We start from the raw sequence: 25,484 nt of genomic DNA on the forward strand, positions 1-25,484 counted from the left end.
AAAATAATATAAGAAGGTGATGACAATAGATCCTAAAAAGATTGCTCGCATTAACGAGCTTGCTAAAAAGAAAAAAACGGTTGGGTTGACTGGTGAGGAAAAGGTTGAGCAGGCTAAGCTTCGTCAGGAGTATATCGAAGGCTATCGTCGCAATCTGCGTCACCACATTGAAGGAATCAAGGTGGTTGATGAAAAAGGCAATGACGTGACCCCAGAAAAACTCCGTCAAATTCAACGTCAAAAAGGCCTGCATGGCCGCAGCCTAGACGACCCGAATAGTTGATGAGATAAGCAAAGGTTAGCGGTTTTCGCTGACCTTTTTGTATGTCCAAATGTAAGAGGGTTGTTGAGATTTTAAAACGCTTTTGTAAGAATGGGTATTTAAAGTGAGGATAAGAAAAAAATGACCGTTGCAATGGCCATTTTTTAATAAGCGGACTTCTTTAAGAGCTATAGAATAAAGGTATAAGTGGGGAAAGAATTATGGTTGAAAGTCGGAAAAAAATTGATGAGCTTTTGTTCTTTTTGAGCCAGCAATCAGATTATATGACGGCTAGTCAATTAGCCCAGGCTCTGGGAAAATCAGAAAAGACCATTTATCGAATGATTAAGTCTCTCAATCAAGAGCATAGCGGTCAGTTGATTGTCTCTCGAAAGGGCAGGGGCTACTGGCTGAATCAAGAAAAATACCTGACCTTTACTCAACACTCCTGTCCCCTCCATGATGACTTAACGGTTGAGAATAGACAGGAACTGATCTTGGAGCGCCTTTTGCTTAGAGCCCCCAAAGGGTTGGCACTTTACGACTTGTGTCAAGATTATTTTGTCAGCGAATCTGTCATTCAAAAGGATAAGTTGGAATTACAAAAGCTGTTGAATGATTACCAATTACGTTTGCTTAGCCGAAGACGCATTCTTTCCATTCATGGAGAAGAACAGAATATTCGCCGGGCTATTGCGGATTTGGTTCCAACGTTTAGAACAATTGATTTGGAGCAATTATCCCTTGAAAAGGATCAAACGATTGATAGGGAGGTAGCCGGCTTTATTCAGGCTGAGCTTCATTCTATTGAACAACATCTGCAAGCAGTTCTTCCCTACCCTTATGATGTTAATGTTTTTTCCCACTTATATATCATGATTATGCGTTCTAAGAATGGGAAGGTCTTCCTAGGTACACATCAGTCTCTTCAGAATTTTGAGGAAATGAACTTCTTGATGAAAGAGAGCTGGCGGGTGATTCAGGATGTTAGAGAAAAATTAGGGATTAGTGTTGATGATAGTGAAGTCTATCATCTCTATCAATATTTGATGGCTTCCCACTTTCAGGATATTCATGACTCCGCTCCGATTTATTTTTCTCAGCGAACGTTGGCCATCACTCATTTCTATTTTGAGCAGATGTTTCCTGATAGAGGACAGGCTATTATGGAGGATTCTCCTATCTTTGTCGACTTGGCCAATCATATTAGTCCCATGCTCAGGCGCTTGGATCACAAGATTCGAATAAAAAATGCCATGCTGTCGGATATACGATTGACCTATCCTAAAATTTTTAATCAGGTTCGCCGTGTTTCAGAAGTAGTCAGTCAACGGTATGGTTTTCCAACTATTAATCTGGATGAAGTTGGTTTTATTACCCTCTACTTTGCTCGCTATCAAGAGACTCAGTCACCGCCGATTCCTACTTTAATTATGTGTACTTCTGGCATTGGAACCTCAGAGTTGCTTCGCTCCAAGATTGAACAGCAATTTGGCGATTTAGCTATTTTATCGGTTCTGCCCTATCGAGATTTGGCCGATGTCAGTCGGCAATATCCAGAGGCCCAGCTGTTAATTACAACCGTTAATGTAGCGATACCAGAGAATATGACCAAAATCCTAGTCAGTGCCTTGATGACGGAGGATGATCAGAGGCGTATTCGACGAAAGATTGAGGAGATTCGCTATGGCCACTAATCTTTATGACATCCACTTAGATTTAGCTCTGGCTGGTCGGAAAGAGATCTATCAGTATTTAGCAACGGAGCTTGCAAAAGATTCACCCATTGATCAGTCAGCTATTTTGGAGGCTTTGGTCTGGCGGGAAAAATTGGGTAGTATTGAGATTGCACCGGGAGTAGTCTTGCCCCATGTCGAACTTCCAGGTCTAGCCAACCGCATCATTATTAGCAGACTGGCATCAGCAATCAACTGGTCTGAGACTGTTAATCGCGTCCAGCTGGTGCTTACAATTGCCTTGGACAGTCAGGCTCGGGCAACGGAGCAATTCGCTATTAAGGCCTTTGTGAGAAAGTTAGCCGATGAGCACTTTGTTCATCAATTGAGAAAGGTAGATTTAAAACAGTTGGAAATCATGTTAGAAAATTTATGAAGCTGGTTAATAGACTGTGTCTGGTCTTTTCCCAGAAGCCCTATCAAAAGGAGACATTTATGGAAGTAACAGATGTGATTGATAAAAACTTGGTATTGACAGATCTCACTGCTAGAAGCAAGGATGAGATATTGCGGAAGCTCTGCCAGCTGCTGGAAGAGCAGGCCTATCTGGAGGATGCCGATAGTTTTTTAGAGGATGTTTATTTGCGTGAAAAAGAAGGGCAGACAGGCATCGGTAATTTTGTGGCGATTCCCCATGGTAAGAGCGAAGCGGTTAATAAAATTGGTGTGGCCATTGCCATTAACAAGTATGAAATCCCTTGGGAAAGCTTAGATGGTAAGGGGGTCAAAGTAGTGATTCTCTTTGCCGTTGGCAATGACACCGACAATGCTCAGGAACACTTAAAGCTCCTAGCACTCTTTGCTAAGAAATTGGGCAAGGATAGAGTGGTTGAAAATCTTTTAGCGGCCCAGTCCGTTGAAGATGTTGTTGCAGCTTTTGCCTAAAAGGAAATAATTGGAGTTGCTTGAGGTTCTTGATTGAGGCAAGCAAAATTTAGACCAGAACTGAACTCGCCTACGACATTGTGCCAAAAGATATGCAACGGTTTCAGCCTTAGCTGATTACAGGTGCAGAGACCTTTAAGTATATAGACTTCCTAGATGCCGAGCCTCTGCGTCTGCTTTCCTATTTTGCTGTGTGTCGCTTAACACTTTTGTATTTTAAAGAAAGGAGATCATTTATGAAAATTGTTGGAGTTGCTGCTTGTACGGTTGGGATCGCCCACACCTACATTGCTCAGGAAAAACTTGAAAATGCTGCTAAAAATGCCGGTTACGATATCCATATTGAAACTCAAGGAACCATTGGAGTAGAAAATGCATTAACAGAGCAGCAAATTCAAGAAGCGGATATCGTTATTTTGGCTATTGATGTCAAAATTTCGGGGATGGAACGATTTGAAGGGAAAAAGGTCATCAAGGTTCCAACCGAAATCGCCATCAAATCTCCCAATAAACTCTTGCAAAAGGCTGCAGAAGTAGCTCAGGGATAGAGAAGTGAGGTAAACTAGATGAAAGATACATGGAAAAAATTAAACCTTAAGGGGCATCTTCTGACCGCCATTTCCTATTTAGTTCCCATTGTATGCGGAGCTGGTTTCCTTGTCGCCATTGGCATGGCCCTTGGCGGTACCGCTCAAGATGCCTTGGTTCAGGGGAAATTCACCTTTTGGGATGCCTTGGCCACAATGGGCGGTAAGGCTTTAGGGCTGTTACCTGTTATTATTGCAACGGGGATTGCTTATTCTATCGCGGGTAAACCAGGGATTGCTCCCGGATTCGTTGTAGGCTTATCAGCTAATGCGATCAGTGCTGGCTTTCTGGGTGGTATCCTAGGCGGCTACTTTGCCGGATTTTTGGCCTTGGGGATTCTAAAAACTTTCAAAGTTCCCGAATGGGCCAAAGGGCTGATGCCAACGGTCATTGTTCCTTTATTATCCTCTCTAATTTCTGGTTTGCTGATGATTTATATTGTTGGTATTCCGATTGCGGCTTTTACTAACTGGTTGACGACGGTTTTGCAAGGGCTAAGTTCTTCTTCCATGTTAGTATTTGGTCTTGTTGTAGGATTTTTGAGTATTGTTGATTTCGGTGGGCCAATCAATAAAACAGTTTATGCCTTTACCTTAACCCTGCTAGCGTCAGGAGTAAAAGAACCGGTTACGGCCCTGCAATTAGTTAATACTTCAACGCCTATTGGCTTTGGTTTTGCCTATTTTATAGCTAAGTTACTCCGTAAGAATATTTATGGCAGAGAACAGATTGAAACCTTGAAATCCGCAGTACCCATGGGGGTTCTGAACATTGTTGAAGGAGTTATTCCTATTGTTATGAATGATATTGCACGTGCTATTACAGCAGCGGCGATTGGTGGTGCTGCTGGTGGTGCGGTTTCCATGGCTATGGGAGCAGATTCGACGGTTCCGTTTGGAGGTTTTCTGATGATTCCGACGATGTCACATCCCTTAGCTGGTGTTCTTGCTATTGTTGTTAATGTATTAGTGACGGGTCTTGTCTATGCTTTTATTGCCAAAAATAAAACAGCCGAGGAATTAGCGACAGTCTCAGAGGTAGAAGAAGAAGATATTAGTCTAGATGATATTGAAATTTTATAAATGAAAGGAAGGAACCCTATATGGCACATGTTCATTTTTCGCCGTCACTAATGTGTATGAACTTGGATAAATTTACCCAAGAAATCACCTTTTTGAATGATCATGCTCAGTCTTATCATATTGATATCATGGATGGTCATTTTGTTCCGAATATTACACTTTCGCCTTGGTTTATTGAGGAAGTAAGAAAGCTCAGTGATGTACCAATGTCAGCTCACCTGATGGTGACTGACCCTACTTTTTGGGTAGAACGGCTGATTAGTATTAGGTGTGAGTATATCTGTATGCATGCAGAAGTTATTAACGGTCTCGCTTTTCGACTAATCGACCGTATTCATGATGCGGGACTAAAAGCTGGTGTTGTCCTGAATCCAGAGACACCGGTCAGCGCTATCTTGCCTTATATTGACTTGCTGGATAAGGTGACGATTATGACAGTCGATCCTGGTTTTGCAGGCCAACGTTTTTTGGAAAGCACACTTGATAAAATTGTCCAATTGCGTAACTTACGGAAAGAGCATAACTATCCTTATTTAATTGAAATGGATGGTTCGTCCAGTCGTAAGACTTTCAAGAGGATTGATCAGGCTGCCCCCGATATTTATGTTATCGGCCGCAGCGGTCTCTTTGCAGTTGCGGATACAATTGAAGAGTCTTGGGCAAAGATGTGTCAGGATTATTTGGAGATGACAGGAAAGACTGTTGAATAACGGAGCCCGAAATAAAAAGATACTAAGGACTTGTATTCACATTTTTTTGACAGTTAGTCTGATGTGGCAGGGACGCAAGCGACCTCCTAACGGAGTTCCATTGCTCATTTTCAAGCCTAGGGTCTTGAAAATCCCCTCGACGATTGACTTAAATAGGGTCAATCGTCTTTTTCCCACGGCGGCAACTGTCTGTTTTGAGAGTGGGACAGAAGTCGATTTTTTATATAAATTGACTTCGTTGTCCCACCTCCGCACAGTTGATTAGGATGGCCGCTAACACTTGCGGAGTCGTTAAACAGTCCAGTGGACCATTTAAGGGGGGTGCCTGAAAATAGGAGTGCACCCCAAGATAAGGACCTCCAATCAGCAGTGGTTCGTTGGTGCTAAAGCACCTAATGAACTGTGCAGGGGAAAGACTAAGTCGGCAGAGCCAACAAGTCTTTCTCCCAACCACTGCCCACTGCGTCAAACTGTTATTACTGCAAAAATAGAAGGCTGAATACTTTTTTCCCCAGGCTTTTTCCAGCTGACGCTAAGAATTTAAACTTGTGAATACAGTTTCTAAGGTAAAGATTCTGTAAGAATTTATTCTTATGAAGCACTAATATTAAAAACGGATGAATAGCACATTCTCACGATTTTGAAGTGGCTATTCATCCGTTTTTTTGATATCCAAGTGTCAACTTGTCAACTGTCTAAGATTTTTTGTTAAGTCAAGCTTCTTATTTTTGGATTAAGGGTAAAATAAGTCAAACGGGAGTGCAAGCCCACAGCTAATATTCTTAGTTGAAAAACCAAACTTGATTTCGTGGGTATAAAAATCAGATGTCGGTAGCAGATCTTTATTTGTGGTATAAGGAAATTACTCTACATATATGGTTTCAGATTTCTTTCCACTTGGCAAAGAAGAAATCTGCTATAATAACAGGTTAGAGAGTGAATTTTAAAGTAATGTTATTCGTTGAAAGTATAGCGTCTTTTAGCAAAGAAATGAACCCGCCTACACTCCTGTGAAAAAAGACTCACCTTCCTAGAATTCAAGTGATTCTTCGTCCTTTTTACAGTAATTGATTGGTAACTCTTGTTGTATGCACGACAGCGACTTGACTAATCAACCTTGTGGCGGTGCTATGACGCTACCACAGATAGCTGTAGCACTCGCTATTTTCTTTGGAGTGCTAACGGCTTGGCGACACGAAAAAACTTCGGTCGATATTAACGAAGTTTTGAAGTTAGTAAGGGGCACAGGAAACTACTATAGGAGTTCCCGTAGTAAAGCAAATGCTTTTGCATTTAGTTTTACTTTGCCCGTTATATCTTAGAAAGGAAATGACCCCGCCTACGACTCTGTGGAATTAGATAAAATCTCCTAGGTGTCTTTTCACCTGAGTTTCTATCACAGTAGTTGATTGGTAACTCTTGTCGCAATAGCGACAGCGACCCACCTAATCAACCTTGTGGCGGTGCTACGACGCTATCATAGATAGCTGTAGCACTCGCTAAATTCCTTTGAGTCGTTTAACGGCTTGGTATCTTAGTTATGCAAGATAAGTTAGTGATTCATGGGGCACGTGCCCATAATTTGAAAGATGTAGATGTAGAAATTCCACGAGATAAGCTGGTGGTAGTGACTGGTTTGTCTGGATCTGGTAAATCCAGTCTGGCTTTTGATACCATCTACGCAGAAGGTCAGCGGCGCTATGTGGAGAGTTTGTCTGCTTATGCCCGTCAGTTTTTGGGTAATATGGAAAAGCCTGATGTAGATAGCATAGACGGTCTCAGTCCAGCTATTTCCATCGACCAAAAGACGACCAGTAAGAACCCGCGTTCAACAGTTGGTACGGCAACGGAAATCAATGATTACCTGCGTCTGCTCTATGCGCGTGTAGGAGTACCTTACTGTCCAAATGGTCATGGGGAGATTTCTGCCAGCTCGGTTGAGCAGATCGTTGATCAGGTACTGGATCTGCCGGAGCGCACCCGTATGCAGATCTTAGCACCGGTTATCCGTCGTAAGAAAGGACAGCACAAGACCCTTTTTGAAAAAATCCAAAAAGAAGGTTATGTCCGTGTGCGTGTGGATGGCGAGGTCTATGATGTGACTGAGGTGCCTGAGCTGTCCAAATCTAAGATGCATAATATCGAAGTGGTTATTGACCGTCTGATCAATAAGGAGGGCATTCGCAGCCGTCTCTTTGATTCTGTCGAAGCTGCCCTTCGGATTGCGGATGGCTATGTCATCATTGACACCATGGACGGCAATGATTTGCTCTTTTCAGAGCATTATTCCTGCCCAGTATGTGGCTTTACAGTCCCTGAGCTGGAGCCCCGTCTCTTTTCATTCAATGCCCCCTTTGGTTCTTGTCCGACTTGTGATGGTTTGGGGATGAAGCTGGTGGTGGATATGGATCTCCTCATTCCAGATCCTAGTTTGACTCTGCGGGAAGGTGCCTTAGCTCCTTGGAATCCCATTTCTTCTAACTATTACCCAGCCATGCTGGAGCAGGCGATGGAAGCTTTCGGGGTTGATATGGATACGCCCTTTGAAGAGCTCTCGAAAGAGGATCAGGATCTGATTCTTTATGGTTCTGATGATAAAGAATTCCACTTCCACTATGTCAATGATTTCGGTGGGGTGCGTGATATTGACATTCCTTTTGAAGGCGTGGTTAATAATGTCAACCGCCGCTATCATGAAACTAACAGTGACTTTACCCGCAATGTCATGCGGGGCTATATGAACGAGTTGACTTGTACGACCTGCCACGGCTACCGTCTCAACGATGCTGCTCTCTCTGTTAAGCTTGGGGGCGAAGATGGTCTTAATATTGGCCAGATTTCAGACTTGTCCATTCAGGACCATTTGGCTCATCTTGGAACCTTACATCTGTCGGACAACCAAGCAACGATTGCAGGACCGATTCTCAAGGAAATCAAAGACCGCTTGACTTTCCTCAATAATGTCGGCCTCAACTATCTGACTCTGTCTCGGATGGCAGGAACCCTGTCAGGCGGAGAAAGTCAGCGCATTCGCTTGGCCACTCAGATTGGTTCTAATCTGAGCGGCGTCCTCTACGTTTTGGATGAACCCTCTATCGGCCTTCATCAGCGTGATAATGACCGCTTGATTGCTAGTCTCAAGAAAATGCGTGATTTAGGCAATACTCTGATTGTTGTTGAGCATGATGAGGATACGATGCGACAGGCTGACTGGTTGGTGGACGTTGGCCCGGGTGCCGGCCAATTCGGCGGTGAAATCGTTGCTTCCGGTAGGCCAGATCAGGTTGCCAAAAATAAAAAATCGATCACTGGCCAGTATCTGTCTGGTAAGAAAGAAATTCCCGTACCAATCGAAAGGCGAGAAGGAAACGGTCGTTTCATTGAAGTTAAGGGAGCAACTGAGCATAACCTGCAAAATATTAATGTTAAGTTTCCTCTTGGGAAATTTATCGCCGTTACTGGTGTGTCTGGTTCAGGGAAATCAACCTTAGTCAACAGTATTTTGAAAAAGGCTATCGCACAAAAACTGAATCGCAATTCGGAAAAACCCGGCAAGCACAAGAGTATTGAAGGGATTGAACATATTGAGCGTTTGATTGATATTGACCAGAGTCCAATCGGTCGGACACCGCGTTCCAATCCAGCGACCTATACAGGGGTTTTTGATGATATTCGTGATCTCTTTGCCAAGACCAATGAAGCCAAGATCCGCGGTTACAAGAAGGGCCGCTTTAGCTTCAATGTCAAGGGAGGGCGTTGTGAGGCCTGCTCAGGTGATGGCATTATCAAGATCGAGATGCACTTTCTGCCAGATGTTTATGTTCCATGTGAAGTTTGTCACGGCACACGCTACAACAGTGAGACTCTAGAAGTCCACTACAAGGAAAAAAATATTGCAGAAATCCTTGATATGACTGTTAATGATGCGGTGGATTTCTTTGCGCCAATTCCAAAGATTGCCCGCAAACTTCAAACCATCAAGGATGTCGGACTGGGTTATGTGACATTGGGTCAGCCAGCTACTACCCTGTCAGGCGGGGAAGCTCAGCGCATGAAGCTGGCCAGTGAACTGCACAAGCGTTCAACTGGCAAGTCCTTCTACATTTTGGATGAACCAACTACCGGTCTGCATACCGATGATATTGCCCGTCTGCTCAAGGTCTTGGAACGCTTTGTCGACGAAGGAAATACAGTGCTCGTTATCGAGCATAATCTGGACGTCATCAAAACGGCAGATCACCTGATCGATCTAGGACCAGAAGGCGGTGTTGGCGGCGGCCAAGTTATTGCTACGGGTACCCCCGAGGCGGTGGCTAAAAATCCCCAGTCCTTTACCGGCCAATATTTACAAGATAAGTTGAAATAGCCATAAGAATGGAGTGGAATCACCCAAAAAATTGAAAATTTGGGGTGTCTTTTCACCTCGACATACTTGGCTAAGTTTTCCGTTTTGACCTTGTGGCAAAAGGGAAACTAATCAGCAGTGGTTCATTGGTGCTAAAGCCCCTAATGAATTGTCAGTGGTAAGATTAAGTTTGCGTAGAACAAGTCTTACCTCTAATCACTGCGCCAAGCGTTTAATCTAAAACAGAGATGCTGGACAAGTTTTGTCCCGCATCTTTTTTATGTGAAAAAAGCTAGATGTCTATATCTAACTGAATCAAGTTCTAAAGTATGCTAGTCTAGTGGCCTTTAGTCGACAGGATTTTAGCAATTTTGATGTTATAAAAGTATCATAAATGTAATATTATGTCATAGATTCTTTACCAATATTGCTCTAGGCCTTCTTGTTTGTTATACTAAAGATGTATCTAATTTTTTAGAAAATTATCATTGTATAAAATGGAGGGAGAAAATAGTATGGATGATTGGAAAATCAAAAATTCCATAGACCGCAATACTTGGGAACAATCGAGGCAGAGTTCTGCATTGGAAAAGATGCAGCGAGATCAGGAACGTTTTCATCAGGAACTCATAGATGAGCAACAAGAGAGGGAGATGCGGGAGAAAATTTCCCGTTTGGAGTTAGCTCTAGCTCAGACAAGTGATCCTAAAAAGCGACAACAAGTCAAAAATTTATTAGATGAAGCAATTTTGGAGCAAAATCTTTATTATATAGAAAAGGATAAGTTGGAGCGCCAAGAAAGGCGTAAGCAACTTATTTATAATATTTTAACGATTTTGATTCTGGCAGTTTTAGCCTGCATTGCCCTTGTGCTTTGGACTTCTTATCAAAATAAGAAGAACCAAATTGACCAATTCCAAGCAAGTTCAGTTTCTTTGTCATCCAGTCAGGCTTCCTCAGATTTAACTTCTTCCTCTACTCAGGCAGACGGTAAAAGTTCCACTTATGATGGTGTGTTTCCTAACCAAATGATTGGAACTTGGAAGGGAACTATGTCAGGAACGCCAACTACGATTACTTTCTCGAGCAATGGCGACTTAAGAATAAAGGTTAATGGAAGCGATAGCAGTAGTTCTGAAGTCTCTGGGACAGTCTATTCAATGATTCCAGTTGATGAGACAACTTATAGAATTGTGGATTATTCAGGAACAGTGTTGCCTGCGCAGCTAGGGGGGAGTGGTATTCAATACGACTTTGGTTACAAATTAAGTTCTGACGGACAAACGTTATATCCTATTCTTTGGCAGTATGGAATGAATGAGGAGCCAAACTATTCCGAGTACAGTATCTATGAGAATGATTCTTATACTAAGGTCAACAATTAATCTATATCATTTAAGGGAGGGACTATGGTTTCGGTAACGCAACGTATCAGAGAAATTAAGCAACCTCGGGGTGGTTATCCTTTCTTTTAAGAACTTCCAAAAACTGCAGAGGATTGAGCTAAAAGGATTAGAATGTCAAAAATATATTAGATTTCTTCGGTAACCAAAACTGCGTACGAAAGGCCCTAAAACTTTACTCAGAACATTTAAAATGGTTAAGCTGAGTGATTTGAGGCATTATCGATTATGAAATGCCTTAGTTTTCAAACAAGTCTATTAAAGTCAGTCTTTGTATAAATTCTTTCAAATTAGTAATTTACCCTCATTCATGCTAGAATAAAGCTATTCGATGGGAGGTGTTTTCAGGTGTTTGAAGCGCGTGTAGAAAAACTGCTGGCAGCTTTGGAGAAGACAGCCTGTGATGGCTTTTTAGTTACTAATTTAACGAATATCTATTATTTGACTGGCTTTTATGGCACGGCAGGAACAGTATTTATCTCTAAGCAGCGACGGCTCTTTCTGACGGATTCCCGTTACAGCCTTTTGGCTAGGGAAAAAGTTAAAGGCCTTGAGATTATTGAGACCCGCCAACCGCTTGCTGACATTGCTGAGATTATTAAAGGTGATCAATTGACTGTAATTGGTTTTGAGGGAGAAGCTGTTTCCTATCACTACTATCAGCAGTTGAAGGAGAACTTTGCAGAGTACCGTCTGCAATCTCTGACTGATTTGATTGAACAGTTGCGAATGATTAAGGACAGCAGTGAGATTGAAACCATTCGTCAAGCCTGTAAGATCTCTGATCAAGCCTTCTTAGATGTTTTAGATTTTATCAAGCCTAATCAAACCAGCGAGATTGAAGTTGCCAATTTTCTTGATTTTCGGATGCGAGAACGCGGAGCGACCGGACCATCTTTTGACTTTATCGTGGCTTCGGGTCAGCGTTCTGCCATGCCCCATGGCCGGGCTAGCGAAAAAATTATTAGTCAGGGTGAGACCCTAACCTTAGACTTCGGCTGTGTTTATCATCACTACGTCAGTGACATCACACGAACGATTCATGTTGGTCAGCCTTCTGATGAAGAGCGATCTGTTTATGATCTTGTCCGCAAGAGCAACCAAGCCGTGATTGACTCCGTCAAGGCTGGCATGAGACGCTGTGACTATGATGGTCTTGCACGTCAAGTTATTGCCCAAGCTGGTTACGGCGCTTGCTTCACCCACGGTATTGGTCATGGTATCGGTCTTGATATCCATGAAGGGCCTTACTTTGGGCAGTCAACCGACTTAGTGGCGTCTGGGATGACTATCACTGATGAACCTGGGATTTATTTGGACGGAAAATTCGGTGTGCGGATTGAAGATGATATACTGGTGACTGAGACAGGCTGTGAAGTCCTGACCAAAGCACCCAAGGAATTGATTATTATTTAGGAGGTTTCCATGACTGAAAATCGTCTATCTTGGCAGGATTATTTTATGGCTAATGCCGAGCTGATTTCGAAACGGTCAACTTGTGACCGTGCCTATGTTGGAGCAGTTCTGGTTAAGGACAAACGGATTATCGCTACGGGCTATAACGGCGGGGTTTCTGAAACAGATAATTGCAATGAGGTTGGCCACTATATGGAAGACGGTCACTGCATTCGGACAGTTCATGCTGAGATGAATGCCCTGATTCAATGTGCCAAGGAAGGTATCTCGACCAAAAATACCGAAATCTACGTCACCCATTTTCCTTGTATCAACTGCACCAAGGCTCTTTTGCAAGCAGGTATCAAGAAAATCACCTATAAATCCGACTATCGTCCCAATGCTCTGGCTATCGAACTGATGAGGCAGAAAGGTGTGGAATATATCCAGCATGATGTTCCCCATATCACCTTAGGGGAGGACTAGGCAAGGCTGCTTATATTCATAAAGAATTTGAGTAGCATCACAAATTATGATAAAATAAGCTGATAACTAAATTAATGAAGAGGTAGAAAACATGATTGAAGCAAGTAAGCTTAGAGCTGGTATGACTTTTGTGACAGGTGATGGGAAATTAATCCGTGTTCTGGAAGCCAGCCACCATAAACCAGGTAAAGGGAATACTGTTATGCGGATGAAACTGCGTGATGTTCGTTCAGGTTCAACCTTCGACACAACCTATCGTCCAGAAGAAAAATTTGAACAAGCTATCATTGAAACAGTGCCTGCCCAATACCTTTATAAGATGGATGATACAGCCTACTTCATGAATAGCGAAACCTATGACCAATATGAAATTCCAGTGGCTAACGTGGAAAATGAATTGCGCTACATTTTGGAAAACGGTGATGTCAAGATTCAATTCTATGGAACCGAAGTAATTGGGGTACAGGTTCCAACAACTGTTGAACTAACTGTTACGGATACCCAACCTTCTATTAAGGGAGCTACCGTAACAGGTTCAGGTAAACCAGCTACCTTGGAAACAGGCCTTGTGGTCAACGTACCAGACTTCATCGAAGTTGGTCAAAAATTGGTCATCAATACTCAAGAAGGAACTTACGTATCACGTGCCTAAAGTACGATATCACGGACAGAGTCTTTCTATCTTTTCAATAGAATGACGACGAAAAGTTATCATCTATAGCTTTTGATGTCCTTAATTGACTTGGTTTGACTAGTGCTAGCGACTGGTCAAATTTTGTGTCAAAAACTAATAAAAAGTTTGATTAAAACCTTAGGATCGTTAGTCTTGCCTAAGGGCGTAAATTTCAATAAGAATGATTAGAAAGGAAGACCTATGGCAGAAACAATTGGAGATATTGTCATCGCTCCTCGAGTGTTAGAGGTTATCACGGGAATTGCAGCGACCAAGGTTGAGGGGGTATATTCGCTCAACAATAAGGCTGTAACGGATAGCATCAGTAAAACAACTCTTAGTCGTGGTGTCTATCTCACTACCAGTGGTGAAGATAAGGTTACAGCGGATATTTACCTGCAATTGCAATATGGAGTAAATGTCCCAGCGGTTTCGATTGAAGTTCAAAGAGCTGTTAAATCAGCTGTCTACGATATGGCAGAGGTTGAAATTTCAGATGTTAATGTCCATGTTGTTGGCATCGTTCCTGAAAAGGCACCAAAACCAGATATGACAGCCTTGTTTGACGAGGATTTCCTGAATGACTGATTCAAGACATAATTTACGAGAACGGGCTTTTCAGGCGATCTTTAGTTTAGAATTTGGTCAAGCTGATTTTCTTGAGGCTGTTAGCTTTGCCTATACCTATGACAAGGCAGCAGAAGAAGGACAAGAATTTGACGTTCCGACCCTGCTCTTGAATTTAGTCAAGGGTACTGTGGATAATCTGGCTGAAATCGATACTTATATTATTGAGAATCTTAAAGAAGGCTGGTCTTTAGAACGGCTGACCCTGACCGACCGCAGTCTCCTGCGTTTAGGACTCTTTGAAATTAAGTATTACCAAGAAACACCGGACAAGGTTGCCCTCAATGAGATTATTGAGTTGGCTAAAACCTACTCCGATCAAACCTCCGCCAAATTTGTTAACGGCATCTTGACGAAGTTTGTTGAAGAATAAAATGACCCGAGTTGGTCATTTTTATTTTGGTGAAATGTGAAAAATCCCTTAGCATTGGTTGCCAAGGGATTATTTTATAAAGATTTTCCGGTTAGGAGGCTGATGGGCAGAGTGTAGTTTTCTTGAACATCCTTGCCTTCAATCTTAGCTAGGAGGACGTCGACCAAGAGCTCAGCGATTTCCTTGATGGGCTGTTTAATAGTGGTCAGCTGCGGGAAGTAATTTTCCACAAACTGGGTTCCATCGTAGCCAACAATTTTTAGGTCTTGGGGAACTTTGATACCCATGTCGTCTGCAATTTTCATCGTCAGAATGGCTGTCATATCATCGGAAGTAAAGATTCCATGGGGCTTCTCCTGAGACAGGATGGACTTGATTTCCATCTCTTTGCGAATAGCAGAATAGTCGCTGGGGATATTGAAAACCTTGGCCTCAGGAAGGACAGAGCTAAAGCCCTTGCGACGCAGCCCAGTGGTTGAATTGGAATTATCATTACCAGTAAACATGATAATGTTTTGGCAGCCCACCTTTTGCAGGCTAATGGCCGCTAATTTTCCGCCTTCAAAGTTATCGGAAGAAATAACAGGGATACGGGGTGCCAGATTGCGGTCAAAGGCAACAATGGGAGCTTCCACTCGTTCGTAGTCCTCGATATCCAGATTGTGGCTGGAAGAGATGATACCATCGACCTGATTGGCCGCCAGCATTTCCAAGTAGTCTCGCTCTTTGTCGGACTCGTTCTGGCTGTTGCAAATAATGACCTTGTAGCCATGATAGAAAAGGATATTTTCTAAGTGCTCAATAATTTCAGCGTAGAACACATTAGAGATGTTTGGGAAAATCAGTCCGATTAGCTTAGAGGATTTTCCCTGAAGTCCACGGGCCAGGTTATTGGGTTTATAGCCCAGTTCGCGCATGGCTGCATGGACTTTGTCCTTAGTTTTTTCAGAGAGATAGCCCTTATTGTTGATGACACGAGAAACGGTGGTTGGGCTGACACCGGCCAATTTGGCAACATCAGTTAATTTTGCGACCATAGCTTATCCCTTTAAGTGATAGTAAGTTCCGCTAACCTGACCGGAGAGAATTTTAAGACCAGATTGGTCAGCTTGGGGAAAGACACGACTGGTGAAGACCTTTTCCCCCTTATTGATAAAGATTTCCACGATAGATTTATCAACAAAGATACGAGCTTCCTGAGTTTGGTCCAGTTGGCATTCTCTGATCGTGCCAAATTCAGTGGCATATTGGACACCAGCTTGGGAACGATCGAGGATAACTTTTCCTTTGTTATTATCAACAGTAAGTTTGAGCCCCTGTCCCTTTTGGTCAGCAAAGAGGAGAAGCTCAGTCTTTTGGTCAGGAGCAAAGGTTAAGTCTAATTCATAGCAATTATCTGTCTGATCTTTGTCACCAAAGACTTCTTGGGTAGTTCTCAGACTGGTTATGGCTGAAACAGGATATTGATAGAGCTTGCCATCCTTGATAGACAGTTCCTTAACTAAGCTCATGGCTCCTTGATAGTCATATCGGTCGGTAGGATAGTCGATATCTGGAAGGCCAATCCAGCTGACGCAATAAGCCTTACCATCAGGCATGTTGAATCCTTGGGTAGCATAAGCTTCGAAGCCATAATCCAGATTGAAAATTTTCGAAGCGCCAAGGAGGGCTGATTTATTTGTGTCAAACGTTTGACAGATTTTATAGGTATTTGGATAAATATTATCATAGGCTAGTTCAGTCTTATCCAAACCTTGAGGACTGTAGAGAAGGACTGGTTGGTCATCAACAAAAACCAGATTTGGACACTCAATCATGTATTCAGAACCTGTGCCACCAAAGTCCAGATTACCGACTTCTTGCCAGTTATGGACATCATTGTTAAGGGCCTTGTAGAGCTTGATAAAACCTTTTTTATCAAGGCTTTGAGCTCCAACGATGGCGTAGTATTGTCCCTTGTAATTAAAAATCTGTGGGTCGCGGAAGTGTTCAGTCGCGTCGGCTGGCTGTTTGATAAGGATATCGTCGAATTTTTCAATATGGCCTTGCTTATCCATCCAAGCTCCGATTTGGCGAGGATCTCGTACCCAGTTTTGATTGCGGACATTACCCGTATAGAAGATAAAGAGTTTATCATCAATCGGATAGGCCGACCCGGAATAAGCTCCATGACTGTCATTTTCGTGGTCAGGCTGGAGGGTAATGCCAGTTTCTTTGAAGTGAACCAGGTCTTGGGATTCTGTGTGGACCCATTGCTTAAGGCCGTGAGCTGCACCGAAAGGCCAGTTTTGATAGAAAAGCTGGAATTTTCCGTTGAAGTAAGAAAATCCATTTGGATCATTTAAAAGGCCGGTCTTTGGCTCAATATGATAGTTGGCCCGCCAAGGCGAGGCAGCGACATGAGCTCTAATCTCAGCTTTCTCCTCATCGGTCCAGTCAGCATAGGAGCGATAACGCACCTCTGTTGGTAGATTCATAAGTATTCCTCCATATATTATATGTCAACTATTGGCAAGAAATGTCACGTCCATAACATAGTAAAGGTTTTCATGGGAAAAATCAAGGAAGAAAATTGGTCTATTTAAAATAACATTGATACCAGCTATGGGGAGGGGTCAACTCAAAAATTGAAAATTTTGGTTCTCACCACACCCTAGTTTTAAGGTGGCGACCTTAAACGGTCTCCCCCCAGCTGCTGCGCCAAGAGCTTGTTCCAAAATAGGAAGACTGGACGAGTTTTTGCCCAATTTCCCTTCCTAACTCAGTTTAATGGGTAATGTCACTTTCTAAGCTTTATCTCGTAGGAAAAGTAGTGCTATTTTTACAAAAAATTAGCCCACTGTTCCTCTTATTCATTTGGTCAATGTCAATACAGTATTATCGGCTGACCTGACTTTGTGTCGTGGGGATAAAATAAGTTTTATCTCTTTGAGATAACTTATTCCGCTAGTCGCTATGGCGATCTAACTATATTCCTTACTAATTCAGTCAGTCCAAGTGTTATCGATTGACCTGACTTCATGTCGCGGGTGGTACAGTTTTGGTTTATGTTGAATTTTTAATGATAGGGGACTTTTGCTTATGAATAGTGTTGTATTATCTGTGATTCATAGACTATGTCACTGATAGAATCAAGAGCTTCTGAAAATTTTGTCAAGGGTTAGCAAAAAATTTTGAATATATTATCTTTAATTAGTGATAAATAAGCCGGTTTTACTAGGTTGTGCTATACATAGCCTTAGGAGATGCTGGTCAAGTTTAGATAACAGTCGAATAAATTTTTTAATGAGTTCAACAAGCTTGTAGGGAAAAATTTAATTTCTGCAAAACGGTTGACATAGTAACGGTCTTGTGTTAAATTAAGAATTGTAAAAAAGCGTTTTCAAAAATTGAAAGCTTTTATCTTATTAAATTTTAAAGGAGTTACGCAATGGATTATGCTAAAGTAGCTGCCGACGTTATTAAAGCGGTCGGTAAAGATAATCTTGTCGCTGGTGCCCACTGTGCCACTCGTCTGCGCCTTGTTTTAAAAGACGATACGAAGGTTGACCAAGAGGCTCTTGATAACAATCCCGATGTCAAAGGGACTTTCAAAATGGATGGCCAATATCAGGTTATTATTGGTGCTGGTGACGTTAACCATGTTTATGCCGAGTTGATTAAACAAACTGGCTTGCAGGAAGTTTCTACCGAAGAGGTTAAGAAAATTGCAGCAGAAGGACATAAGCAAAACCCAATTATGGCCTTTATTAAAGTTCTGTCTGAAATTTTTGTACCTATTATCCCAGCTCTTGTTGCCGGCGGTCTCTTGATGGCGGTCAATAACATCTTTAAGTCAGAAGGATTGTTTGGATCACAATCATTGATTGCCCAATACCCGCAAGTTTCCGGTATTTCTGATATGCTGACTGTCTTGTCGGATGCTCCATTTATCTATATGCCGGTCTTGCTTGGTATCTCAACTGCTAAACGTTTTGGCGGTAACCAGTTCCTTGGAGCTGCTCTTGGACTCATGATGAGTTCGCAAGAGCTTAATGAAGCTGTGGTGAAGGCAGCTGGAACGTCACTGAATTGGAATTTCTTTGGCTGGACACTTCATGCACAGCAATATACTTCACAAGTTATTCCAGCGATTATCGCCGTTTGGGTTATGTGTATCATTGAAAAATGGTTCCACAAACACTTGCATTCAGCAGTTGACTTTACCTTTACACCGCTTTTCACAATGATTATCTCAGGTTTCTTGACCTTTGCCATCATTGGTCCGGTCTTTGGTCAAGTTTCTGACTGGGTAGCCAATGGTTTGGTTTGGTTATATGATACCTTAGGCTTCTTGGGTATGGGTATCTTTGGTGCTTTCTATACGCCAATCGTTGTTACGGGACTTCACCAATCCTTCCCAGCCTTCGAAACAATCCTGCTTAATTCCTATAAAGCTGGTCATGGCTCAGGGGACTTTATCTTCGTTGTGGCCTCAATGGCCAATATGGCACAGGCCGCTGCAGCTTTTGCTATCTTTGCCTTGACTAAGAATTCTAAAACTAAGGGGCTTTCAAGTTCAGCTGGTGTTTCAGCTCTTCTTGGTATTACAGAACCAGCAGTCTTTGGGGTTAACTTGAAATACCGTTTCCCATTCTTCTGTGCCTTGGTAGGTTCGGCTATTGCAGCAGCCATTGCTGGTCTTTTACGAGTTATTGCTGTATCATTAGGCTCGGCTGGTGTCCTTGGTCTTATCTCTATCACCCCTAAATCAATTCCTTTCTATTTGGTCTGTGAAGCGATTTCCTTCGTTATTGCTTTTCTGATCACTTACTACTATGGTAAGACTAAGGAAGCCAAGGTCTTTGAAGCAGAAGCGGCTGTGGCTGCTGCCGAAGCAGATGTCGAAGTACACGGTCTTGATGAAGCCTCCGGCAATGAACAAGCAGCCAAAACAGAAGTTTCTGAAGAAACCATTTACGCTCCCCTTGATGGTCAAGTTGTTGAACTGTCTTCTGTCAATGACCCTGTCTTCTCATCAGGGGCTATGGGTAAAGGTGTCGCTATTAAACCTAATGGCAATACGATTGTATCGCCGGTTGATGGCATTGTACAAATTGCTTTTGAAACTGGCCATGCCTATGGTTTGAAATCAGATCAAGGAGCTGAAGTTCTTATTCATATCGGTATTGATACTGTCTCAATGGATGGTAAAGGTTTTGAGCAAAAGGTCAAAGCCAATCAAGCTATTAAGAAGGGTGACGTTCTTGGAACATTTGATGCAGCAGCTATTGCAGCAGCGGGTCTGGAAGACACGACAATGGTTATCGTAACCAACTCTGCGGATTATACAGACGTTACTCCGGTAGCCTCAGGTGCTGTTACGGCTGGTGCTGATTTGCTTGAAGTAAAATAAGTTTTTGGTATATTCTAAAGGGAGTGAGATTTCGGTCTTGGTCCCTTTTGTTTGCTGTTCAAAAACTCCTTTTATTGGGCAGGAAACCTTGGGATTTCCATTGATTTATGCTCTTGAATTTTTTATAATGAAAAGGAATAGATTGGTAAAGAAAGGAAAAAATAATGACTAAATTATATGGAAGTGTGGAAGCAGGCGGGACCAAGTTTGTCTGTGCTGTCGGCGATGAAAATTTTCAGGTCGTCGAAAAAGTGCAGTTCCCAACGACGACACCCTATGAAACCATTGATAAGACGGTAGGATTTTTTAAAAAATTTGAAGCTGACTTGCAAGGAATTGCCATCGGCTCATTTGGACCTGTTGATATTGACGAAAATTCGAAAACCTATGGCTATATCACCAAGACCCCTAAGCCTAATTGGTCAAATGTAGATTTGGTTGGCTTGATTGCTAAAGAATTCAAGGTTCCTTTCTATTTTACGACAGATGTCAATTCATCGGCTTATGGTGAAGCTATGGTTCGCCAAGGGGTTGAAAATCTGGTTTATTACACCATCGGAACGGGTATCGGCGCTGGGGCTATCCAACGCGGAGAATTTGTTGGTGGTGCTGGTCATACAGAGGCTGGCCATGTTTACGTTGCCCTGCACCCCAGCGATGTGGCTAATGAATTCCACGGAACCTGTCCTTTCCATAATGGCTGTTTGGAGGGGTTAGCGGCTGGTCCTTCACTGGAAGCCCGCACAGGAATTCGGGGCGAGCTGATTGAACAGCATTCAGATGTTTGGGATATTCAGGCTTACTATATCGCCCAAGCTGCTGTTCAAGCAACCCTTCTTTACCGTCCAGATGTGATTGTCTTTGGCGGTGGTGTGATGGCTCAAGAGCACATGTTACGCCGGGTGCGTGAGAAATTTACGAATCTGCTCAATGATTATCTTCCTGTTCCGCCTGTTGAAGATTATATTGTCACACCAGCTGTATCTGGTAATGGCTCAGCTACTATCGGTAATTTTGCCTTAGCGAAAAAGGTCGCAGAGCGTTTTGATTAGTAAAGTAATAATAGTGAATAGGTGCTAGATCGTTGCTGGTCTCTTCCTATTCACTTTTTTTCTTTTGGGAAAAATGTTAGAATGGCAGTAAAAACGGAGGAAAACAGCCATGGCAGAACCATTATTTTTAAAGGCTAGTATGCATGATAAAATTTGGGGTGGGACAAGACTGAGAGATGTCTATGGTTATGATATCCCGACAGAAACAACCGGAGAATATTGGGCTATTTCCGGTCACCCTCATGGGGTTTCCATTATTGAAAACGGCTCTCTGGCTGATCAGGGTCTGGATCGGGTTTATCGAGAGAGGCCCGAGCTCTTTGGCAATCCATCCAGTCCGGTTTTTCCACTCTTAACGAAGATTTTAGATGCTAATGATTGGCTCAGTGTTCAAGTTCACCCTGACGATGCTTATGCTCAGGAACATGAGGGGGAGTTAGGAAAAACTGAGTGTTGGTATATTCTGACTGCTGATGAGGGAGCGGAAATTATCTACGGACATACCGCTCAGAGTCGTCAGGAATTAGCAGAGCGGATTGAAGCTGGAGACTGGGATCAACTCTTAACAAGAGTACCTGTCAAAGCTGGCGATTTTTTCTATGTTCCAAGCGGCACGATGCATGCTATTGGTAAGGGAATTATGGTGTTGGAAACACAGCAATCCAGTGATACAACTTATCGGGTTTATGATTTTGACCGTCCTGATGCGTCAGGGAACTTGCGCCCTCTGCATATTCAGCAGTCCATTGATGTCATGACGATTGGTCAACCGCAAAATTCCCACCCTGCCACTTTAAAAACGGGTGACTTAACCTCAACCTTGCTGGTAGCTAATGAATTCTTTACGGTCTATAAGTGGGAGGTTGTTGGTCAGACTTATTTTGAAGCTGCTGCTCCTTACTATCTTGTTAGTGTCATTGATGGTCAGGGACAGATTAGGATTGCTGATCAGTCCTATCCATTGGAGAAAGGGCAACATTTTATCCTGCCTAATACCGTTAGAAATTGGGAAATGTCTGGGGATTTATCTATGATTGTCAGTCATATAACGGATTAATAAAGCAAATCAAGGAGCAGCGACAGGCTCCTTGATTTTTTTGATTAGTGACTTTTAGTCCGTCTCGCGTCCTTTGGTGCGAGACAAAAAACACTCATTTGGCAAGTGATCATATTAGGTTGTGATGCTATTTTTGAAGCTGTATAGGTGTTAAATTCTAAAAAATATAGGACGTAGTCAAGCGGAGAAAGTGAGCAAGATAAAAAGCAGAATTCTCAGAGTAAGTTCTAGGCTTCAGATCAGCAGAATTTAGTCTGAGAAAAGTACCTCATCTCAACAGAATTTAGTCTTAGGCTAAGTTCTGTTTTTGGTTAGAATGCAGTCGTAACGAGGTCATGGTATTGCCTTCCTGTCAAAGAGTGGACAGTAAAACGACCGATAAAATAAAAATAATTAAAAACATTACATTTAGGTTGCAATTATTTTTCTTAAGCTTTATAATTAGAGTGATTGTGCTTGCTTTTGACAATAGATGTTTAAAAGTGTTTATAATCAACATAAAATCTTTAGAGAGGGATGGATACATTCTATGAAACCTAAGCCTAGGAAATCTAAGTATTCTATTCAAAGGAAAGAATACTTTTCTATTCGTAAGTTTAAGTTTGGCGCAGCTTCGGCCTTGATTGGGGTCAGTTTGTTCGCTACAGGTAGCGTTCTCGCTGAAGAGCAGCCCCAAACTCAGTCTACAGTCGTAGCTGTTCAGTCTTCGGAAGGGTCAGCCGGTCAGTCGGTTGGTTCGGATCAAGCAGTGACGCCAACACAGGATGCTGGTGTTAGCAATAGCACTGGTGAAAGTCAGGCGAGCCTATCAAGGGAGAATAATAGTCTGGCAGAAACGTCACAAAATGCAGAACAAACTACCGATAATGATCCAACTGCTGATCACTCGCAAGTAAGCGAGGGCTCACAATCAAATAGCCACGTTAGTGATTCGGCTAGAGTGAATGCTGCAGGGCAGAATGCCTATGTTTTTTATAAGGTACGTTATGTTGAGCAAGGAGCTGATGGTTCCGAAACGACGATTGCTCAGACACCAGCTAAATCCTTGGTGATTCCTGCTGATGATTTGGCTGATAAAATTGTGACTGAAACAGCCAACTTAAATCAACTAGGCTTATCAGGTTATGCTTTAGCTCCAAATCAAGCTGATACGCAAGCTGTTGCAGCTTTAGAACTTCAAAAGTCCAAGTATGTAACGTTCTATGTTCAAAAGACTGCTAATCAGGTGACAGCTGCAGCAAGTAATGGGCAGACTTCTGCACAGCATCATAGTAGGCAAATTGCTACTGAACAGCGTGGTGGTCAAGCTCAAAGCACCCTTGGTGTGACTATTGGCCGTGACTATCAATCGCTGAATGAAGCGAGCAGTATCCGTCCCATTGCTATCACAGCGACCCAATCTGGTCAGGCGATTGATCTTGTCCTTATGGGCAATGTTGATGAAGATGAGGAGGAAACATCAGATAGTAAGGCAGCACAGGCAGAGTTGTCCTTTAGTTATACTAAAGAAGGGACAGCTGAAGTAGTTGATGGGCTGCCTGCCGGCCTCTTCTATGATGCTGAAAGTGGCCAATTAACGGGGGCAGTCCTCCAATCTGGTCAGTATACAATTAAAGCTACTGTGCAAGCCGCTGATGGGGCTACAGCCAGCAAGACTATTGATCTGGATGTTAATGCGCTGCCTAAGAGTGATCAGGCTGTTTTTTCTGGTCGTAAAATTTCTGGTATTGCCGTTAATGGTGGAATTAATGCGGTCTCAACTAAATTTAGCTACAGTGCAACGATTCAGGGAGAAACCGTTACTAAGGATGGTCTGCCAGAAGGCCTAGTGTATGATTCATCCACTGGTAAAATTGAAGGGCAGGTTGCTCAGGCCGGCAGCTATACTATTTTGTCGCAGGCTAGTGTTGAAGCAACAAACCCTGACGGTACCTATGTTGGTTCAGGTGCTGTAACTTATGTAACAGAAAGCCATTTATATGTAGCTGAACAAAATGGTCCTGGTCTGCCATCTGTTTCGCTTACGGCTAATCCGATAAATGCATCAGCCGTGTCTGCTCAGCCAACCCAATCGGGCGGCTCTGTATTTAGGGCTGTAGCTGGTGAAAATCCTGTGGGTACCGTTCATCTGGGCGACAATGCAACACCATCCAACAATCATGATACCGCTATTGGTTACTATGCAGAAACCAATGTTGATTTGGATAATAAGGGCGGTGCAGTTGCTCTTGGTACTTATACAAAAGCCAACGGTGAAAATGCGATTGCTATTGGTAATACTGCCAATGCTGGCGCTAATTCAGCCATTGCCCTCGGTGGTAAAGCAAGCGGTGTCGGCGCAATAAATATTGGTTATACAGCTTCTGCCGATGCCGATTCAAGTGTTAGTGTGGGCTACTATGCCAATGCCAAAGCGGCCAACAGTATAGCGCTTGGTACCCAAGCTAAATCGAAAGCGATTCTTTCCTCAGCAGTTGGTCCTTCAGCTGAATCTACTTATTATAATTCTGTTGCTCTTGGTGCATATTCTAGAACAGATTCAGAAGCAACCGCAGAGAATGAAGCAACTGTCAATAATATTACTTATTCCGGTTTTGCCGGTCAGGTGAAAGCTGATGGCGATCAGGTTTCAGTTGGTTATAAAGATAAAGAACGTCAAATCAAAAATGTTGCAGCGGGAGCTATTTCTGAAAGTTCCACAGATGCTGTCAACGGTTCGCAATTGTACCTTCTGACCAGAGATTATCATTGGATTGCTACATCCGGTACTGCTGGAACAGGTACGCAAAATCAAGTGAACGATACCAATGTTGCCCCTGATGCTCAGCAGGTTCATGGTGGTGATACCATTACCTTCCGCGCAGGAAACGGTCTTAATATTGAGCAGAATGGCAATGTCTTCACCTATTCAATTAATACTCAGAAACCTAAGCTCGAGATTACACCGGGTGAAAATGGTACCTACACGGTTAAATACACTGATGCCTTTGGACAAGAAGCTTCGGCACAATTTACTGTTAATACTATTAAAGGTGAAAAAGGTGACAAAGGCGATACCGGAGCCGCAGGTCGCGATGGCGTAGATGGTAAAGCAGGCGCCGCGGGTTACGTCAATGTCGTCGATAACCACGATGGCACCAAGACGATCACCACAGGAACCGATACTAACGGTGATGGTGTGGTCTCAGAAGATGAAAAGAGCCGTGTCACTGTTTCCGATGGAGCCCAAGGAGCCAAAGGTGATAAAGGCGATACCGGAGCTGCAGGTCGAGATGGCCGAGATGGCGTAGATGGCAAAGACGGTAAAGCAGGTGCCGCCGGTTTCGTCGATGTTGTGGATAACCACAACGGCACCAAGACGATTACGACTGGTACGGATACCAACGGTGATGGCATCGTTTCTGACGATGAAAAG

20 protein-coding genes are annotated in these 25,484 nt (G+C 42.9%); 18 read left to right on the forward strand and 2 right to left on the reverse strand.

What is annotated here, in order from left to right:
* Positions 1 to 25 precede the first annotated feature (25 nt).
* The 14 genes from G7Y32_RS08020 (at position 26) to nusB (ending at position 14,565) form a co-directional block, all read left to right on the forward strand.
* Positions 26 to 283 (forward strand): DUF896 family protein, encoded by a 258-nt coding sequence (locus tag G7Y32_RS08020; protein ID WP_040804840.1) that lies wholly within the window; start codon positions 26 to 28, stop codon positions 281 to 283.
* 200 nt (positions 284 to 483) lie between these two features.
* The gene (locus G7Y32_RS08025) at positions 484 to 1,959 is read left to right on the forward strand and encodes a BglG family transcription antiterminator (RefSeq protein WP_165212712.1); all 1,476 of its coding nucleotides are present in this window, start codon (positions 484 to 486) and stop codon (positions 1,957 to 1,959) included.
* Complete coding sequence (locus G7Y32_RS08030) at positions 1,949 to 2,374, forward strand: PTS sugar transporter subunit IIA (RefSeq protein ID WP_165212714.1); 426 nt, start codon at positions 1,949 to 1,951, stop codon at positions 2,372 to 2,374. Before G7Y32_RS08025 ends, G7Y32_RS08030 begins: the two co-directional genes overlap by 11 nt.
* Before the next feature lie 59 nt (positions 2,375 to 2,433).
* Positions 2,434 to 2,883 carry a PTS sugar transporter subunit IIA gene (locus G7Y32_RS08035; protein ID WP_165212716.1) on the forward strand — a complete coding sequence of 150 codons (450 nt, stop codon included), beginning with the start codon at positions 2,434 to 2,436 and terminating at the stop codon, positions 2,881 to 2,883.
* A 236-nt stretch (positions 2,884 to 3,119) separates the two neighbouring features.
* Complete coding sequence (locus tag G7Y32_RS08040; protein WP_004225901.1) at positions 3,120 to 3,431, forward strand: PTS fructose transporter subunit IIB; 312 nt, start codon at positions 3,120 to 3,122, stop codon at positions 3,429 to 3,431.
* Positions 3,432 to 3,449: 18 nt separating this feature from the next.
* On the forward strand, positions 3,450 to 4,553 hold the full coding sequence (locus tag G7Y32_RS08045; RefSeq protein WP_004229375.1) for a PTS fructose transporter subunit IIC: 1,104 nt from the start codon (positions 3,450 to 3,452) through the stop codon (positions 4,551 to 4,553).
* A gap of 20 nt (positions 4,554 to 4,573) precedes the next feature.
* Entirely contained in the window at positions 4,574 to 5,263 is a 690-nt protein-coding gene (alsE, locus tag G7Y32_RS08050) for a D-allulose 6-phosphate 3-epimerase (protein ID WP_004228130.1), read from the forward strand.
* Between the two features lie 1,540 nt (positions 5,264 to 6,803).
* Complete coding sequence (gene uvrA / locus G7Y32_RS08055; RefSeq protein WP_165212718.1) at positions 6,804 to 9,629, forward strand: excinuclease ABC subunit UvrA; 2,826 nt, start codon at positions 6,804 to 6,806, stop codon at positions 9,627 to 9,629.
* 494 nt (positions 9,630 to 10,123) lie between these two features.
* The gene (locus G7Y32_RS08060; protein ID WP_165212720.1) at positions 10,124 to 10,993 is read left to right on the forward strand and encodes a hypothetical protein; all 870 of its coding nucleotides are present in this window, start codon (positions 10,124 to 10,126) and stop codon (positions 10,991 to 10,993) included.
* A gap of 366 nt (positions 10,994 to 11,359) precedes the next feature.
* Positions 11,360 to 12,427, forward strand: a complete 1,068-nt coding sequence (locus G7Y32_RS08065) for a M24 family metallopeptidase (RefSeq protein WP_165212722.1) — start codon at positions 11,360 to 11,362, stop codon at positions 12,425 to 12,427.
* Positions 12,428 to 12,436: 9 nt separating this feature from the next.
* Entirely contained in the window at positions 12,437 to 12,892 is a 456-nt protein-coding gene (locus tag G7Y32_RS08070; protein ID WP_165212724.1) for a deoxycytidylate deaminase, read from the forward strand.
* Between the two features lie 91 nt (positions 12,893 to 12,983).
* A complete protein-coding gene (efp, locus tag G7Y32_RS08075) occupies positions 12,984 to 13,544 on the forward strand; it encodes an elongation factor P (protein WP_004225331.1) in 561 nt (186 codons plus the stop codon).
* Positions 13,545 to 13,766: 222 nt separating this feature from the next.
* Positions 13,767 to 14,153, forward strand: a complete 387-nt coding sequence (locus G7Y32_RS08080) for an Asp23/Gls24 family envelope stress response protein (protein WP_165212726.1) — start codon at positions 13,767 to 13,769, stop codon at positions 14,151 to 14,153.
* Positions 14,146 to 14,565 (forward strand): transcription antitermination factor NusB, encoded by a 420-nt coding sequence (gene nusB / locus G7Y32_RS08085; protein ID WP_165212728.1) that lies wholly within the window; start codon positions 14,146 to 14,148, stop codon positions 14,563 to 14,565. The genes G7Y32_RS08080 and nusB overlap by 8 nt, the downstream gene beginning before the upstream one ends.
* 74 nt (positions 14,566 to 14,639) lie before the next feature.
* Here the strand turns inward: nusB and G7Y32_RS08090 are convergent, their stop codons facing one another.
* Both G7Y32_RS08090 and G7Y32_RS08095 read right to left on the reverse strand, forming a co-directional pair.
* On the reverse strand, positions 14,640 to 15,602 hold the full coding sequence (locus tag G7Y32_RS08090) for a LacI family DNA-binding transcriptional regulator (RefSeq protein ID WP_165212730.1): 963 nt from the start codon (positions 15,600 to 15,602) through the stop codon (positions 14,640 to 14,642).
* A gap of 3 nt (positions 15,603 to 15,605) precedes the next feature.
* Positions 15,606 to 17,042: a sucrose-6-phosphate hydrolase gene (locus G7Y32_RS08095; RefSeq protein ID WP_165212732.1), complete on the reverse strand. Its 1,437-nt coding sequence runs from the start codon at positions 17,040 to 17,042 to the stop codon at positions 15,606 to 15,608.
* Between the two features lie 953 nt (positions 17,043 to 17,995).
* Here G7Y32_RS08095 and G7Y32_RS08100 point away from each other — a divergent pair.
* The 4 genes from G7Y32_RS08100 to G7Y32_RS08115 form a co-directional block, all read left to right on the forward strand.
* Positions 17,996 to 19,960, forward strand: coding sequence for a sucrose-specific PTS transporter subunit IIBC (locus tag G7Y32_RS08100; protein WP_165212734.1), 1,965 nt, complete (start codon positions 17,996 to 17,998; stop codon positions 19,958 to 19,960).
* A 164-nt stretch (positions 19,961 to 20,124) separates the two neighbouring features.
* Entirely contained in the window at positions 20,125 to 21,012 is an 888-nt protein-coding gene (gene scrK / locus G7Y32_RS08105) for a fructokinase ScrK (RefSeq protein ID WP_165212736.1), read from the forward strand.
* 109 nt (positions 21,013 to 21,121) lie between these two features.
* Positions 21,122 to 22,069, forward strand: a complete 948-nt coding sequence (manA, locus tag G7Y32_RS08110; protein WP_165212738.1) for a mannose-6-phosphate isomerase, class I — start codon at positions 21,122 to 21,124, stop codon at positions 22,067 to 22,069.
* 529 nt (positions 22,070 to 22,598) lie between these two features.
* A partial coding sequence (locus G7Y32_RS08115; protein ID WP_165212750.1) for a putative Ig domain-containing protein occupies positions 22,599 to 25,484 on the forward strand: 2,886 nt, incomplete at its 3' end.

The organism is Streptococcus tangpeifui (assembly GCF_011038795.1).
GTDB classification, from domain to species: Bacteria; Bacillota; Bacilli; order Lactobacillales; family Streptococcaceae; genus Streptococcus; species Streptococcus tangpeifui.

Bases quoted from the DNA above. Each gene is read 5' to 3' on its own strand.
- G7Y32_RS08035 (WP_165212716.1), top strand. From the start codon at position 2,434: ATGGAAGTAACAGATGTGATTGATAAAAACTTGGTATTGACAGATCTC.
- scrK (WP_165212736.1), top strand. From the start codon at position 20,125: ATGACTAAATTATATGGAAGTGTGGAAGCAGGCGGGACCAAGTTTGTC.
- G7Y32_RS08040 (WP_004225901.1), top strand. From the start codon at position 3,120: ATGAAAATTGTTGGAGTTGCTGCTTGTACGGTTGGGATCGCCCACACC.
- G7Y32_RS08100 (WP_165212734.1), top strand. From the start codon at position 17,996: ATGGATTATGCTAAAGTAGCTGCCGACGTTATTAAAGCGGTCGGTAAA.
- uvrA (WP_165212718.1), top strand. From the start codon at position 6,804: ATGCAAGATAAGTTAGTGATTCATGGGGCACGTGCCCATAATTTGAAA.
- alsE (WP_004228130.1), top strand. From the start codon at position 4,574: ATGGCACATGTTCATTTTTCGCCGTCACTAATGTGTATGAACTTGGAT.
- G7Y32_RS08080 (WP_165212726.1), top strand. From the start codon at position 13,767: ATGGCAGAAACAATTGGAGATATTGTCATCGCTCCTCGAGTGTTAGAG.
- G7Y32_RS08030 (WP_165212714.1), top strand. From the start codon at position 1,949: ATGGCCACTAATCTTTATGACATCCACTTAGATTTAGCTCTGGCTGGT.
- efp (WP_004225331.1), top strand. From the start codon at position 12,984: ATGATTGAAGCAAGTAAGCTTAGAGCTGGTATGACTTTTGTGACAGGT.
- G7Y32_RS08090 (WP_165212730.1), bottom strand. From the start codon at position 15,602: ATGGTCGCAAAATTAACTGATGTTGCCAAATTGGCCGGTGTCAGCCCA.
- G7Y32_RS08070 (WP_165212724.1), top strand. From the start codon at position 12,437: ATGACTGAAAATCGTCTATCTTGGCAGGATTATTTTATGGCTAATGCC.
- nusB (WP_165212728.1), top strand. From the start codon at position 14,146: ATGACTGATTCAAGACATAATTTACGAGAACGGGCTTTTCAGGCGATC.
- manA (WP_165212738.1), top strand. From the start codon at position 21,122: ATGGCAGAACCATTATTTTTAAAGGCTAGTATGCATGATAAAATTTGG.
- G7Y32_RS08095 (WP_165212732.1), bottom strand. From the start codon at position 17,042: ATGAATCTACCAACAGAGGTGCGTTATCGCTCCTATGCTGACTGGACC.
- G7Y32_RS08045 (WP_004229375.1), top strand. From the start codon at position 3,450: ATGAAAGATACATGGAAAAAATTAAACCTTAAGGGGCATCTTCTGACC.
- G7Y32_RS08025 (WP_165212712.1), top strand. From the start codon at position 484: ATGGTTGAAAGTCGGAAAAAAATTGATGAGCTTTTGTTCTTTTTGAGC.
- G7Y32_RS08060 (WP_165212720.1), top strand. From the start codon at position 10,124: ATGGATGATTGGAAAATCAAAAATTCCATAGACCGCAATACTTGGGAA.